Consider the following 14,518-nt stretch of genomic DNA (forward strand, 5'->3'; position numbering starts at 1 on the left):
GCGGGCTTGACCCGCGACAGGGCCCGGCCAGTCACTCCAACTCAGGCGTGCTGGGCCAGTGCCTGCTGCAACGCCACTCCCGCCCCTTCCAACCCGGAATACTCCGCCGTCACCAGCCACACCGGCACCCCTTCAAGGTAGGCGCTCATGCAGCCCTTGTCGGCAAAACTCGCGGCAAAGCCGCTGCGCAGGAACAGCTCGGCAAAGCGCGGAATCACCCCGCCCACGATGAACACCCCGCCACGCCCGCCCAGGGTCAGCACATTGTTGCCGGCCACCCGCCCCAGAAAACGGCAGAACTGCTCGATCACCTCCAGCGCCACCGGGTCGTCGTGCAACGCCGCGTCGGTGATCTGGGCCGGCGTGCCCAGCGTGGGGGCATGCCCGTCCAGTGCACAGATGGCGTGGTACAGGCGCAGCAGCCCGCCGCCACTGAGCACGGTTTCGGCGCTGACGTGGCCGGTGTCCTGCGCGATCGCCTGGCGAATCGCCGCCTCGCGCGCACTGCCCACCGGCAGGTCGACATGCCCGCCCTCACCCGGCAGCGCCAGCCAGCGCTGCTCGCCAAGGCCAAGCAAGGTCCCGACACCCAGGCCGGTACCCGGCCCGATCACCACCGCCGGACGGGTGGTGTCCGGGGTGCCGGCGCACACATTGCGCACTTCATCCGGCTGCAGGCGGGTCATGCCCAGCGCCATGGCGGTGAAGTCGTTGATCAGCAGCAGGTGCTCGACCTGCAGGTTGGCGCAGAATGCCTTGCGGCTCAGGCGCCAATGGCTGTTGGTGAAACGAAATTCATCGCCGCTGACCGGCCCGGCCACCGCCAGGCACACCGCCGCCACCTCGCCCTTGGCCAGGCCCTGCGCGGCCAGGTACACGCCGATGGCCTGCTCGGGGCTGGTGTAGTCAGCCGTGGGGAACACCTGCACCGCGTGCAGCGCGTTGTCGCGCCACAACGCGAAGCGGGCATTGGTGCCGCCTATGTCACCGACCAGTGCGACCTTCATTTGAAGTTCTCCAGGGCCGAGGTGAAGGCGCTGGCGCCCTGCTCGGCCGAGCTCAGCGCCACGCGCAGGAAGCCGAACAGCTCGCGCCCGCAGCCCAGGTCATTGCCCAGCGGCGCTGCCGGCAGCTCGCGAGCGGCCAGTTCGGCCGGCTCGACGCGCACCTGCAAGGTGCCGGCCACGCCGTCCACGCGCACGATGTCGCCATCGCGCACCCGCGCCAGCGGGCCGCCATCGAACGCTTCCGGGCACACATGAATGGCCGCCGGAATCTTGCCCGAAGCCCCCGACATGCGCCCGTCGGTCACCAACGCGACCTTGAAGCCGCGGTCCTGCAGCACACCCAGGAACGGGGTCATCTTGTGCAGTTCGGGCATGCCGTTGCAGCGCGGGCCCTGGAAGCGCACCACGGCGACGAAATCGCGCTCCAGCTCGCCGGCCTTGAACGCATCGGCCAGTTCCTGCTGATCGTGGAACACCCGCGCCGGGGCTTCGACCACCTGGTGCTCGGCCGCCACCGCAGACACCTTCATCACCCCACGGCCAAGGTTGCCTTGCATCACCCGCAGGCCGCCCTCGGCGGAGAACGGTTTGGCCACCGGACGCAGGATGCTTTCGTCAAGGCTGGCCTCGGGGCCTTCGCGCCATACCAGCCTGCCGTTGTCCAGGAACGGCTCCTGGGTATAACGGCGCAGGCCGGGGCCCGCCACGGTGTTCACGTCTTCGTGCAGCAACCCGGCATCGAGCAGCTCGCGGATCAGGAAGGCCATGCCGCCCGCCGCCTGGAAGTGGTTGATGTCGGCCTTGCCGTTGGGGTACACGTGCGACAGCGTCGGTACCACCTCGGACAGGTCGGCCATGTCCTGCCAGGTCAGCTGGATGCCGGCCGCCTGGGCAATCGCCGGCATGTGCAGGGTATGGTTGGTGGAGCCGCCGGTGGCGTGCAGCGCGACGATGGAGTTGACCAGCGACTTCTCGTCGACGATCTCGCCCAGCGGCATGAAGTTGCCACTGGCCCTGGTCAGGCGCGTGACCTGCTGCGCGGCCTCGACGGTGAGCGCATCGCGCAGCGGCGTGTACGGGTTGACGAACGAGGCACCGGGCAGGTGCAGGCCCATCACTTCCATCAGCAACTGGTTGGTATTGGCCGTGCCGTAGAAGGTGCAGGTACCGGGGCTGTGGTAGGACTTCATTTCCGACTCCAGCAGCTCTTCGCGACTGGCCTTGCCCTCGGCGTAGCGCTGGCGCACGTCGGCCTTTTCCTTGTTGGAGATACCCGAGGGCATCGGCCCGCCCGGCACGAACAGCTGGGGTAGATGGCCAAAGCGCAGCGCCCCCATCAACAGGCCCGGCACGATCTTGTCGCAGATACCCAGCAGCAGCGCCGCGTCGAACATGTTGTGCGACAGCGCAATCGCGGTGGACATGGCGATCACTTCACGGCTGGCGATGCCCAGCTCCATGCCCGGTTCACCCTGGGTGACGCCGTCGCACATGGCCGGCACCCCGCCGGCAAACTGGCCCACCGAGCCGATTTCGCGCAGCGCCTGCTTGATCTGCTGGGGGAAGTGCTCGTAGGGCTGGTGCGCCGAGAGCATGTCGTTGTAGGCCGAGACGATGGCGACGTTGGCCGCGTTCATCATGCGCAGGCTGTGCTTGTCGTCGCTGCCGCAGCCGGCCACGCCATGGGCGAAGTTGGCGCATTGCAGCTTGGCGCGCATCGGGCCGTCGCTGGCCGCCCCGCGAATCAACTGAAGGTAGCGCTCGCGGGTAGGACGGCTACGGGCGATCAGCCGTTCGGTGACCTCAAGAATGCGCGGATGCATGTACTGGACTCCAGGCTAAGGGGCAGCAACCTCTGCGGCGGTTTCCCTTACAAACGATTGCGACCTAGGCTCAAGGCAGGGGCGCGAATGTCGGTGGGTAACGGCTTGGCCGGTCACTCGTTGTAGATTGAACAAAATACTGCCAGCAAAAAGGCTTGTTTTCTATTTTTTTACGAATAATCTTGTAATTCCAACAACAAAATCAGATTCAGGCTCTTTCCGGGGCTCAGACAGTCTGCCAGAGGTAGCTCCATGACATTACGTATCGCAATCAATGGTTTTGGCCGCATCGGCCGCAACATTCTTCGCGCACTGTATACCCAAGGCTACCGTCAGGACCTGCAGGTCGTCGCCATCAACGACCTGGGCGACAGCTCGATCAATGCGCACCTGCTCAAGTACGACAGCGTGCACGGGGCATTCGATGCACAGGTTCACAGCGATGGCGAGAGCATCACGGTCAACGGCGACCGAATTGCCGTCAGCGCGATTCGCAACCCCGCCGAGCTGCCGTGGCAGGCGCTGGGTGTGGACGTGGTGTTCGAATGCACGGGCCTGTTCACCGAGCGCACCCGGGCCGCGGCCCATCTTACTGCCGGGGCACGCAAAGTCATCATCTCGGCCCCCGGCAAGGGCGTGGACGCAACAGTTGTGTACGGGGTCAACCACGACATCCTGCGCCCCTCGCACCAGATCATCTCCAGCGCCTCGTGCACCACCAACTGCCTGGCGCCGGTGGCGCAGGTACTGCACCGCGAACTGGGCATCGAACAGGGCCTGATGACCACCATCCATGCCTACACCAACGACCAGAGCCTGACCGACGTGTACCACAGCGACCCGTACCGGGCGCGGGCGGCCACCCAGTCGATGATCCCGAGCAAGACCGGCGCAGCCGAGGCCGTGGGCCTGGTGTTGCCGGAACTGGCCGGCAAGCTGACCGGCATGGCGGTGCGGGTGCCGGTGATCAACGTTTCGCTGGTGGACCTGACCCTGAATGTGACACGCGAGGCCAGCGTGGAAGAGGTCAATGCACTGATGAAAGAGGCCAGCCAGCACTCGAAGATCCTCGGTTACAACACCCTGCCGCTGGTGTCGTGCGACTTCAACCACAACCCGCTTTCGTCGATCTTCGACGCCAATCACACCAAGGTTGCCGGCAAGATGCTCAAGGTGATGGCCTGGTACGACAACGAATGGGGCTTTTCCAACCGCATGCTGGACAACTGCCTGGCGCTATGGGAGGCGCAATAGTCTCAACCCGCAAGCTTCAGGCGGCAGGCAAGCAGGGGGTAAGCCTGCTTTTCCTCCTGCCGCCTGGCGCAAAAAGCTTGCCGCTGCTTTTCCCCCTTGACCAACAGCATTGATGATAAGCATTATCATTCGCTGAAATCCCGGTCAGGTATCGCTGTGAGTCAGTCCCACTTCAACGCCGTCTTCCTCGCCCAGCGGGTCACCCTGCTACGCACCCTGCAGCGCATGGTCGACAACCCCAGCACCGCCGAAGACCTGCTTCAGGAAACCTACCTGCGCGTCACCCGCGCCCTGGGCGAACGCCCCATCGAGCACCTCGAACCCTTCGTGTTCCAGACCGCCCGCAACCTCGCCCTGGACCACCTGCGCGCCCGCCGCGTGCAAGCCCGCACCCTGCTCGACGATGTGCCCGAGGCGGTGCTGCACAACGTGGCCGCCAGTCACGGCAGCGCCGAGGACGCCACCCACGCGGAGCAGTTGCTGCGCCGCCTGAGCACCTCGCTGGGCGAGCTCAGCGCCCGCCAGCAGCGCATCTTCATCCTCAGCCGATTGCACGGCGCCAGCTATCTGGAAATCGCCGAACAACTGAAGGTGTCCGCCAGCACGGTTCAGAAGGAACTGAAACTGATCATGGCCATCTGTGTAGGCGTAGCCGATCGTCTCAATCGCGATTGAGCCTGCTTGCCTCACATGCCGATACACTTGATCATTACCTGATACACAAGCATGCCAAGGACCCTCCGTGACCGACAGTGCCCCTGACCGCCCTGCGCCGCCAGACCCGGCTGCCTGCGACAGCGCCATGGACCAGGCGCTGGACTGGCTGATACGCCTGCAATGCGCCACGCCCGAAGACACCCGGGCCTTCGAGGCCTGGCTCGAGGCCGACCCGGCCAATGCCCCGGCCTACGTGCAGGCCGAAGCCCTGTGGCACGGCGACAGCGTGCGCGCCGCCGCGCTGCAGCTGCAGCAACGCCAGCGCCCCTCACGCCTGGCCCGCCTGCGCCCGCACTGGAAGCCACTGGCCACCGCCGCGGTGCTGCTGGTGGGTGTGTTCACGGTCGGCAACCTGCCCATGCGCCTGCAGGCCGATCACCTGACCGTGGTCGGCGAGCGCCAGCGCCTGGAACTGCAGGACGGCTCCAAGGTACTGCTCAATACCAATTCGGCGTTCTCCAGCAACATCAACGACCGCCAGCGCATCGCCCGGCTGTACCAGGGCGAAGCCTACTTCCAGGTCCCCGGCGGGCAGCAGCCCTTCGAGCTGCGCGCCGGGCCGTTGCGCGCCAGCGTGCGCGACACCGATTTTGCGGTGCGCTACCTCGACGGCCAGGCAGAGGTGCGGGTGCAGCGCGGCGACGTCGACCTGCTGGGCAACAGCGACCAGCGCATCCGCCTGTCGGCCGGCGACAGCATCAGCCTCGGCCCCAACGGCTTCAGCCAGCGCGAGCGCCTGGACGGGCAAAAGGACCTGGCCTGGATCGAGGGCCGGCTGGTGTTCGAGAACTGCCCCCTGAGCCAGGTGCTGGCCGAGCTGGGGCGCTACTACCCGGGCTGGATCATCAACACCAGCGAGCGCCTGCAGAACGTCGCCGTCACCGGCAACTACCGCCTCGACCAACCCCTCGAAGCGGTGCGCTCGCTGGCCCACATCACCTCCGCACGCCTGCAGGAGTACCCGGCGCTGGTGATTCTGAACTGAATCGGAATCTTTTTTTACGCGATGCCCCGTGGTCACACGTCTCGTTATAGCCAATGCAACTGATTCTTATTTTTGAATCGGCCGCACCTATAACATTCGCGCGACAGGGAGCGCTTTCGATGTCCAGAGGTTTCACTCGCCGGTCTACCGTCTCCACCCGCACAGCGGGCCTGCAACGTTGCACGCTGTCGCTGCTGACCTTGGCCATGCTGGCCGGCGGCGTCTGCAGCCTGCCGGCGCTGGCCGCCGAGCCCGCCCAGGCAGCCAACCCGCGCATGGGTGACTACCGCTTCGCCATTGCCCAGCAGCCGCTGGTGTCGGCGCTCAACGCGTTTACCGCCGTCACCGGCTGGCAGGTGGGGTTGTCCGCCGAGCTGGCCGAAGGTGTCGCCTCGCCAGGCGTGCGCGGCTCGATGCCGCCCGAGCAGGCCCTGCGCCAGATGCTCGCCGGCACCCAGCTGAACTACCGCAAGCTCAGTGCCGGCAATGTGGTGATCGAGCGCGCCGCCTCCAACGCCATCACCCTGCAGCAGGTGACCGTCAGCGCCACCCGTACCGCGCAGGACGTGAACCAGGTGCCAAGCACGGTGAGCGTGCAGACCCGCGAGCAGCTGGACCGCAGCAACGTCAACACCATCAAGGACCTGGTGCGCTACGAGCCAGGCGTCTCGGTCAGCGGCGTCGGCCAGCGCAGCGGCCTCAACGGCTACAACATCCGCGGCATCGATGGCGAGCGCGTACTGACCCAGATCGATGGCGTGTCGATCCCCGACAGCTACTTCTACGGCCCCTACGCCCAGACCCAGCGCAACTACGTCGACCCCGAGATCGTCAAGCGCGTGGAGATCCTGCGCGGCCCGGCCTCGGTGCTGTACGGCAGCAACGCCATCGGCGGCGCGGTCAGCTACTTCACCCTCGACCCGGACGACATCATCAAGCCGGGCAAGGACGTGGGCGCACGCCTCAAGGCCGGCTACAGCTCGGCCGACGAGAGCTGGCTGACCTCGGCCACCGTGGCCGGGCGCGAGGGCGACTTCGACGGCCTGCTGCACCTGAGCCAGCGCAACGGCCACGAGACCGAGTCCTACGGCAGCCACAGCGGCGATGGCCTGGCGCGCACCGAGGCCAACCCGCAGGATGCGCGCACCACCAACGTGCTGGCCAAGCTGGGCTGGAACTACGCCGACGACGCGCGGCTGGGCCTGACCTACGAGCGCTACAAGGATGATCGCGATACCAACGTGCTGAGCGCCGTTGGCGGGCCGTTCATTCCAGGTTTTCCCGCGATGAATTCCTATCGCGCACGCAGCGGCAACGACACCGTCAGCCGCGAGCGTTTCGGCCTCAACCATGAGCTTGCCCTGGACAGCCTGCTGGCCGACAACATGAAGTGGAGCCTGAACTATCAGGTCGGCAAGACCGATCAGCGCACTGACGAGCTGTATGTGGCCGGTGGGCGCGAAGTGGCGCGCGATCGCAAGACACTCTACCAGGACCGCCAATGGATACTCGACGCCCAGTTCGACAAGGCCTTCACCCTGGGCAGCACCGAGCACCTGCTGACCTACGGCACCACACTCAAGCAGCAGAAGGTCACCGGGTCGCGCAGCGGCACCGCCACCTGCCTGAATGCCGGGGGCACTTGCGGCGCCATCGGCGATGCCAGCCCGCGCGACGCCCAGGTCAAGGTCAGCGACTTCCCGGACCCGACCATCAATACCTACAGCCTGTTCGCGCAGGACGAGATCCGCTGGAACGACTGGACCTTCCTGCCGGGTGCGCGCTATGACTACACCCAGCTCAAGCCGCACCTGACCGACGAGTTCCTGGCCACCCTGCCTACCGGGCCGACCACCACCGTCAACGACAAGCAGAAGAACTGGCACCGCGTGTCGCCCAAGTTCGGCGTGACCTATGCCTTCAACGACAACTACACCTGGTACGGCCAGTACGCCGAGGGCTTCCGCACCCCGACGGCCAAGGCACTGTACGGGCGCTTCGAGAACCTGGCCGGCAACTACGTGGTCGAGCCCAACCCCGACCTGGAGCCGGAGAAGAGCAAGGGCTACGAGACCGGCCTGCGCGGCAACTTCGACGCGGGCAACTTCGCCGTCGCGGTGTTCTACAACAAGTACCGCGACTTCATCAACGAAGACGCCCTGGTCAACGGCAAGGACGCGATGGACTTCCGTGCCGAGAACATCAAGCACGCCACCATCAAGGGCGCCGAGTTCAAGGGCCGCCTGAACCTGGACCACTTCGGTGCACCGCAGGGCCTGTATACCCAGGGCTCGGTGGCCTACACCTACGGGCGCAACAATGACACCGGCGAGCCGCTCAACAGCATCAACCCGCTGACCGGCGTGGTTGGCCTGGGCTACGAGCAGGAAAACTACGGCGGCCTGCTGAGCTGGACACTGGTCAAGCGCAAGACCCGTGTCGACGACAACCAGTTCAAGGCGCCCGATGGTGCCAGCAGCCACTTCCGTACCCCCGGCTACGGCGTTCTGGACCTGAGCGGCTTCTACAAGGTGAGCAACGACGTGACGATCAACGCAGGCATCTACAACCTGGCCGACAAGAAATACTGGCAGTGGGATGACGTTCGTGCCTACGACGGTGTCGGCGAGGCATCGGTGACCCAGCCGGCCAACATGGACCGCCTGACCATGCCGGGGCGCAACTTCGCCATCAACCTGGTGTGGGATATCTAGACGCTACGCCGGCAAGGCCGGCTCCCACAGGGAGCTGGCCTGCCGGCGAATGGCCCGCAACCTTTTTTACTATTTCCACGCCCCTCATTCGTCTAGTTACTAACGTCTAGTCACCCGCTCACCATTTCCCAAGGATGCCCCATGACCGCAACCGCCGAACGCCCTGCACTGCGCTCGCAGCGCCTCAACCAGCTCACCCATGCGCCGCACAGCGAGCTCGATGCGCTGGTCAAGTCCCATGCCCCCTTCGACACCCGCGAAAGCTTCGCCCGTTTCGTGGTCGCCCAATACCTGTTCCAGTCCGAACTCCAGGCGCTGTACAACGACCCGCAACTGATCGCCATCGTGCCCGACCTGGCCGAGCGCTGCCGCGCCGAACAGGCCCGCCTCGACCTCGCCGACCTCGACACCGCAGTACCGGCCGCCTTCCCCGGCGCCGTGCATAACCCAAGCCTGGGCGCCGCCATGGGCTGGATATTCGTCTCCGAAGGCTCCAAACTCGGCGCCGCGTTCCTGATCAAGCGCGCCGTCGGCCTGGGCCTGTCGGACAGCTTCGGTGCCCGTCACCTGGGCGAGCCGGCCGGTGGTCGCGCCGAGGGCTGGAAGCAGTTCACCCGCATCCTCGATGGCCTGGAGCTCAGCGCCGAAGAAGAAGCGGCCGCTGAACAAGGCGCCGTGGCTGCGTTCGAACGTTTTACCGAGTTGCTCAAACACGCCTACGCCACCGCGCCCAAGGCCGAGCTGGCCTGATGCGTGCCGGGCCGGCCAGCCGCGTTGGCAGCCGGCCCTCACCTGTGCAGTCAATGGACCCCATGACCCGCCCATCCACCTCCAAGCTGTCCCGCGTGCTGTTCGGCCTGCTTGCCTATGTAAGCCTGGGCATCGGCCTGGTGGCCATCGTGATCCCCGGCCTGCCGACCACCGAGTTCATCCTGCTCGCGGCCTGGGCTGCCACGCGCAGCTCGCCGCGCCTGAGCGCCTGGTTGGAAAACCACCGGTTGTTCGGGCCGATCCTGCACAACTGGCGCAACGGCAAGGTGATTCAGCGCCGGGCCAAGGTCAGCGCCACGCTCAGCATGCTGCTGTGCGCCGGCCTGATGCTGGTGTTCATCGGCCTGCGCTGGCCGGTAGGGCTCGCCATCGGCGGCATGGCCCTGGGCAACCTGTGGATCTGGTCGCGCCCCGAGCGCGTGCCTGCCGCCCCGCATTTGACCAATCAGCCCTGATGGTCTGCAATGGCCCACCAACGGGAGGGCCAACCATGAGTCATGTTCTCAACAGCATCGTCAGCGCCCTGGGGTTAGCCCAGGATGCGCTTGAGCACCTGCACCTGCACACTGCAGGAGCCCTGCCATCGACCTTCGAAGTCACCGAACTGGCCAGTGCCAGCATTGCCGCCACGGGCCTGGCCATTGCCGACCTGCTCGCCTGCCAGACCGGCACGCGCCCCGGGGTGCAGGTGGACCGACGTCTGAGCTCCCTGTGGTTCGCCACCAGCATTCGCCCCCAGGGCTGGAGCCTGCCGCCGCTGTGGGACGCCGTGGCAGGCGATTACCCGACCCGCGATGGCTGGGTCCGCCTGCACACCAATGCCGCGCATCACCGCGCCGCTGCCGAACGGGTGCTGGGAGCGGTACACGACCGCGATCAGATGGCCCGGCGGGTTGCCGAGTGGGAGGCAGAGGCGCTGGAAACTGCCGTGGTGGCTGCGGGCGGATGTGCCGCGCAGATGCGCAGCTGGCAGCAATGGTCGGCGCACCCGCAGGGCATGGCGGTCAATGCCGAGCCGCTGATCGATCGCAAGGCTGGGCCGGCTGGCGTACTCAAGGGCTGGACCGGCACCGCGGCGCAGCCGCTCAAGGGGGTACGCGTGCTGGACCTGACGCGCATTCTTGCCGGGCCCGTTGCCAGCCGCCTGCTGGCGGGGTTCGGTGCCGACGTGTTGCGCATCGATCCGCCGGGCTGGGAGGAACCCTCGGTGGTGGCCGAGGTGACCTTGGGCAAGCGCTGCGCGCGCCTGGACCTGCATGCTGCAGAGGACCGCGCCGTGTTCGAAGGCCTGCTGGCAGGTGCCGATATCCTCCTGCACGGCTACCGCGCCGACGCGCTGGAGCGCCTCGGCTATGGCGCCGAACAACGGCGCAGGCTCAACCCCGGGCTGATCGATGTCAGCCTCAATGCCTATGGCTGGAGCGGCCCGTGGCAGCATCGTCGCGGCTTCGACAGCCTGGTGCAGATGAGCAGCGGGATCGCTCGCGAGGGCATGCGCTGGCGTCAGGGCGAGCGGCCGGTGCCGTTGCCGGTGCAGGCCCTGGACCATGCCACCGGCTACCTGATGGCGGCTGCCGCGATCCGTGCACTGGATAAGCGGCTGCGCAGCGGCTGTGGCGGCTCGGCGCGTCTGTCGCTGGCGCGCACGGCCAAGCTGCTGGTGGACCAGGGCACGGTGATCGAGGACTTGCCGTTGGCCGGCGAAACCGAGGCAGACCTGGCCCCGGCCGTGGAGCAGACGCCGTGGGGGCCGGCCAGGCGCCTGCAGGCGCCGTTGCAGGTGCAAGGCGCGCCGCTGGCATGGGCGCGGGGGGCTTGCGAGCTGGGGTCGGCCGAGCCTCGCTGGTGACCGCCAGAGGCTCTTCGCCNNCGGCAAGGCCGGCCCCTACAGACACCGCCAACCTGTAGGAGCCGGCCTTGCCGGCGAACACCTCGACACCGCTCTAAAGCGTCAACCACCCCGCATACAACGCATACGCCGCCACCCCCGCCCCCACCAGCACCGCCGCGAAAATCAGCTTCTCCCACCCGGTGAACAGCGGCTGCCCCTGCTCGTGCTTGGCGCGGTAGAACAGGATCACCCCCGGCGCGTACAACAGCGCCGACAGCAGCAGGTACTTCAGCCCCCCGGCGTAAAGCAGCCAGATCGCATACACCAGCGCCACCCCGGCCACCAGCAGGTCCTTGCGCCGCGCCCCGGGGTGGCGCTCATAGGTTTCCCCGCGCAGTGCCAGCAGAAACGCATAGGCCGCCGACCACAGGTACGGCACCAGGATCATCGACGACGCCAGGTAGATCAGGCTGGTGTAGGTGCCCGCAGAGAACAGCGTGATCAGCAGGAACAGCTGGATCATGCAGTTGGTCATCCACAGCGCATTGACCGGCACATGGTTGGCATTCTCGCGGGTCAGAAACCGCGGCATGGTCTTGTCGCGGGCGGTGGCGAACAGGATCTCGGCACACAGCAACGCCCACGACAGCAGCGCCCCCAGCAGCGACACCGCCAGCCCCAGGCTGATCAGCAGCCCGCCCCAGGGCCCGACGATATGCTCCATCACCGAGGCCAGTGACGGGTTCTGCAAGCCGGCAAGCTCCGGCTGGGTCATCACCCCCAGCGACAGCACGTTGACCAGCACCAGCAGCGCCAGCACCCCGAGAAAGCCGATCACCGTGGCCTTGCCCACGTCCGAACGCCTTTCGGCACGGGCCGAATACACGCTGGCGCCCTCGATGCCGATGAACACGAACACGGTCACCAGCATCATGTTGCGCACCTGGTCCAGCACCCCGCCGAACTTGGGGTTGCTCAGCCCCCAGATGTCGCGGGTGAAGATATCGGCGCGAAACGCCACCGCCGCGATCACGATGAACATCACCAGCGGCACCACCTTGGCCACGGTGGTCACCAGGTTGATGAACGCCGCCTCCTTGATGCCGCGCAGTACCAGAAAGTGCACCGCCCACAGCAATAGCGAAGCGCAGGCGATGGCGATCGGCGTGTTGCCCTCCCCGAACACCGGAAAGTAGAAGCCCAGGGTGCTGAACAGCAGCACGAAGTAGCCCACGTTGCCCAGCCAGGCGCTGATCCAGTAACCCCAGGCCGACGAAAAGCCCATGTACTCGCCAAACCCGGCCTTGGCATAGGCATATACACCCGAATCGAGCTCGGGCTTGCGGTTGGCCAGGGTCTGGAACACGAACGCCAGCGCCAGCATGCCCACGGCGGTGATGCCCCAGCCGATCAGCACGGCGCCGACATCGGCCCGGGCGGCCATGTTCTGCGGCAGCGAGAAGATACCGCCACCGATCATCGAGCCCACCACCAGCGCGACGAGCGCACCCAAGCGCAGTTTCTGTCCTGGTTCGGACATGCAGTTCCCCTTTTCGTCCCGCGTTGTCATGGTGCTGTTACACACTAGGCCTAAATATAAGCACAGCCCTGACGTTTATAGTGGATTGTCTTCAAAACTATAACCTTCATAACTAGTACGTCTATGCCGAGGCGAACTAAACAGTGAGTTTTGCGTACCCCATCTACTTCATCAAGCAAACAAGATCTTTTCTCGTCAAAAATTTGCTAAACCCGTAAAAGCGACTAGCTTCAAATCTCGCAGCCATTCAGAGCGAATGCTCTAGAAAAAGGCTGGAGGTGCCATTGCACAAGGCTTGCGGGGTGTCGGCGAGGCGCCGGCTGCAGCGCTTCAAGTCCTTCAACAACAATGGAATGTATCAATGAACTGACCTGAATCAGCTCTCGTCACGCTTGCTGGATTTATTCTGGCATCTCTCTTCTCCTGGAATGGAGTTATCCAATGTCAGACACTCCCGGAAAACTACGACTGGGTGCGTTAGTCGCACTTGTAGTGGGTTCCATGATCGGCGGCGGCATCTTCTCGCTGCCGCAGAACATGGCCGCCAGCGCCGATGTCGGCGCCGTGCTGATCGGCTGGGGCATCACCGCCATCGGCATGCTGACCCTGGCCTTCGTGTTCCAGACCCTGGCCAATCGCAAACCTGACCTGGACGGTGGCGTATACGCCTACGCCAAGGCCGGTTTTGGCGACTACATGGGCTTTTCGTCCGCCTGGGGCTACTGGATCAGTGCCTGGCTGGGCAACGTGGGCTACTTCGTACTGCTGTTCAGCACCCTGGGCTACTTCTTCCCGATCTTCGGCGAAGGCAACACCCCGGCGGCGATCATCGGTGCCTCGATCCTGCTGTGGGCAGTGCACTTTCTGGTGCTGCGCGGCATCAAGGAAGCAGCGTTCATCAACCTGGTCACCACCGTGGCCAAGGTCGTGCCACTGGCGCTGTTCATCCTGATTGCCCTGTTCGCGTTCAAGCTGGACATCTTCACCGCCGACATCTGGGGCACGATGAACCCGGATCTGGGCAGCGTGATGAACCAGGTGCGCAACATGATGCTGGTCACCGTGTGGGTGTTCATCGGCATCGAGGGCGCCAGCATCTTCTCGGCCCGCGCCGAAAAACGCTCCGACGTGGGCAAGGCCACCGTGATCGGCTTCATCACCGTGCTGCTGTTCCTGGTACTGGTGAACGTGCTGTCGCTGGGCATCATGACCCAACCGGAACTGGCCAAGCTGCAGAACCCGTCGATGGCCGCAGTGCTGGAGCACGTGGTCGGTCACTGGGGCGCGGTGCTGATCAGCGTCGGCCTGATCGTCTCGCTGCTGGGGGCCCTGCTGTCGTGGGTACTGCTGTGCGCCGAGATCATGTTCGCCGCAGCCAAGGACCACACCATGCCGGAGTTCCTGCGCCGCGAGAACGCCAACCACGTGCCGGCCAACGCCCTGTGGCTGACCAACGCCATGGTGCAGATCTTCCTGGTCATCACGCTGTTCTCGGCCAGTACCTACCTGTCGCTGATCTACCTCGCCACCTCGATGATCCTGGTGCCCTACCTGTGGTCGGCGGCCTATGCGTTCCTGCTGGCACTGCGCAGCGAAACCTATGAACAGGCCCTGGCCGAACGCAAGAAAGACCTGATCATCGGCGGTATCGCACTGCTCTATGCCATCTGGCTGCTGTACGCCGGTGGCGTCAAGTACCTGCTGCTCTCGGCCCTGCTGTATGCCCCTGGCGTGGTGCTGTTCGCCAAGGCCAAGCGCGAGGTGGGCCAACCGATCTTTACCAACGTGGAGAAGCTGATCTTCGCCGCCGTAGTCATTGGCGCCCTGGTGGCGGCCTATGGCCTGTACGACGGCTTCCTGACTCTGTAACCCCCCG

At 65.4% G+C, this 14,518-nt stretch carries 11 protein-coding genes; 8 read left to right on the forward strand and 3 right to left on the reverse strand.

The genetic code is table 11. The features are described 5' to 3' along the window. Window positions 1-41: 41 nt before the first annotated feature. A complete protein-coding gene (locus B4I46_RS22020) occupies window positions 42-1,007 on the reverse strand; it encodes a glucokinase (protein WP_286901826.1) in 966 nt (321 codons plus the stop codon). Continuing rightward, window positions 1,004-2,830, reverse strand: a complete 1,827-nt coding sequence (gene edd / locus B4I46_RS22025; RefSeq protein ID WP_058541439.1) for a phosphogluconate dehydratase — start codon at window positions 2,828-2,830, stop codon at window positions 1,004-1,006. Before edd ends, B4I46_RS22020 begins: the two co-directional genes overlap by 4 nt. A 252-nt stretch (window positions 2,831-3,082) precedes the next feature. Here edd and gap point away from each other — a divergent pair, with 252 nt between their 5' ends. From gap to B4I46_RS22060, 7 genes are all read left to right on the forward strand, one after another. Beyond that, window positions 3,083-4,084, forward strand: a complete 1,002-nt coding sequence (gene gap / locus B4I46_RS22030) for a type I glyceraldehyde-3-phosphate dehydrogenase (protein WP_054915083.1) — start codon at window positions 3,083-3,085, stop codon at window positions 4,082-4,084. Between the two features lie 156 nt (window positions 4,085-4,240). After that, window positions 4,241-4,759, forward strand: coding sequence for an RNA polymerase sigma factor (locus B4I46_RS22035; RefSeq protein ID WP_043860382.1), 519 nt, complete (start codon window positions 4,241-4,243; stop codon window positions 4,757-4,759). 67 nt (window positions 4,760-4,826) lie between these two features. Next, window positions 4,827-5,786, forward strand: a complete 960-nt coding sequence (locus B4I46_RS22040; RefSeq protein WP_286901827.1) for a FecR family protein — start codon at window positions 4,827-4,829, stop codon at window positions 5,784-5,786. A gap of 119 nt (window positions 5,787-5,905) precedes the next feature. Further along, the gene (locus B4I46_RS22045) at window positions 5,906-8,500 is read left to right on the forward strand and encodes a TonB-dependent receptor (RefSeq protein ID WP_286901828.1); all 2,595 of its coding nucleotides are present in this window, start codon (window positions 5,906-5,908) and stop codon (window positions 8,498-8,500) included. A gap of 141 nt (window positions 8,501-8,641) precedes the next feature. Beyond that, on the forward strand, window positions 8,642-9,250 hold the full coding sequence (locus B4I46_RS22050) for a biliverdin-producing heme oxygenase (protein WP_043860379.1): 609 nt from the start codon (window positions 8,642-8,644) through the stop codon (window positions 9,248-9,250). A gap of 62 nt (window positions 9,251-9,312) precedes the next feature. Beyond that, a complete protein-coding gene (locus B4I46_RS22055) occupies window positions 9,313-9,726 on the forward strand; it encodes a YbaN family protein (RefSeq protein WP_043860378.1) in 414 nt (137 codons plus the stop codon). 35 nt (window positions 9,727-9,761) lie between these two features. Then, window positions 9,762-11,120, forward strand: coding sequence for a CoA transferase (locus tag B4I46_RS22060; protein WP_286901829.1), 1,359 nt, complete (start codon window positions 9,762-9,764; stop codon window positions 11,118-11,120). Between the two features lie 94 nt (window positions 11,121-11,214). Here B4I46_RS22060 and arcD (B4I46_RS22065) read toward each other — a convergent pair whose 3' ends face one another. Further along, complete coding sequence (arcD, locus tag B4I46_RS22065) at window positions 11,215-12,642, reverse strand: arginine-ornithine antiporter (RefSeq protein WP_054915087.1); 1,428 nt, start codon at window positions 12,640-12,642, stop codon at window positions 11,215-11,217. Between the two features lie 441 nt (window positions 12,643-13,083). Between arcD (B4I46_RS22065) and arcD (B4I46_RS22070) the strand changes: the two genes are divergently transcribed. After that, window positions 13,084-14,511: an arginine-ornithine antiporter gene (arcD, locus tag B4I46_RS22070; RefSeq protein ID WP_054915088.1), complete on the forward strand. Its 1,428-nt coding sequence runs from the start codon at window positions 13,084-13,086 to the stop codon at window positions 14,509-14,511. Window positions 14,512-14,518 lie beyond the last annotated feature (7 nt).

It is taken from the genome of Pseudomonas sp. UBA7500 (assembly GCF_002478435.1).
Lineage (GTDB): Bacteria > Pseudomonadota > Gammaproteobacteria > Pseudomonadales > Pseudomonadaceae > Aquipseudomonas > Aquipseudomonas palmensis.

Excerpts from the sequence above, each read along its gene's own strand:
- arcD (WP_054915088.1), top strand. The coding sequence starts at position 13,084 with ATGTCAGACACTCCCGGAAAACTACGACTGGGTGCGTTAGTCGCACTT.
- arcD (WP_054915087.1), bottom strand. The coding sequence starts at position 12,642 with ATGTCCGAACCAGGACAGAAACTGCGCTTGGGTGCGCTCGTCGCGCTG.
- B4I46_RS22045 (WP_286901828.1), top strand. The coding sequence starts at position 5,906 with ATGTCCAGAGGTTTCACTCGCCGGTCTACCGTCTCCACCCGCACAGCG.
- gap (WP_054915083.1), top strand. The coding sequence starts at position 3,083 with ATGACATTACGTATCGCAATCAATGGTTTTGGCCGCATCGGCCGCAAC.
- B4I46_RS22060 (WP_286901829.1), top strand. The coding sequence starts at position 9,762 with ATGAGTCATGTTCTCAACAGCATCGTCAGCGCCCTGGGGTTAGCCCAG.
- B4I46_RS22020 (WP_286901826.1), bottom strand. The coding sequence starts at position 1,007 with ATGAAGGTCGCACTGGTCGGTGACATAGGCGGCACCAATGCCCGCTTC.
- B4I46_RS22055 (WP_043860378.1), top strand. The coding sequence starts at position 9,313 with ATGACCCGCCCATCCACCTCCAAGCTGTCCCGCGTGCTGTTCGGCCTG.
- B4I46_RS22050 (WP_043860379.1), top strand. The coding sequence starts at position 8,642 with ATGACCGCAACCGCCGAACGCCCTGCACTGCGCTCGCAGCGCCTCAAC.
- edd (WP_058541439.1), bottom strand. The coding sequence starts at position 2,830 with ATGCATCCGCGCATTCTTGAGGTCACCGAACGGCTGATCGCCCGTAGC.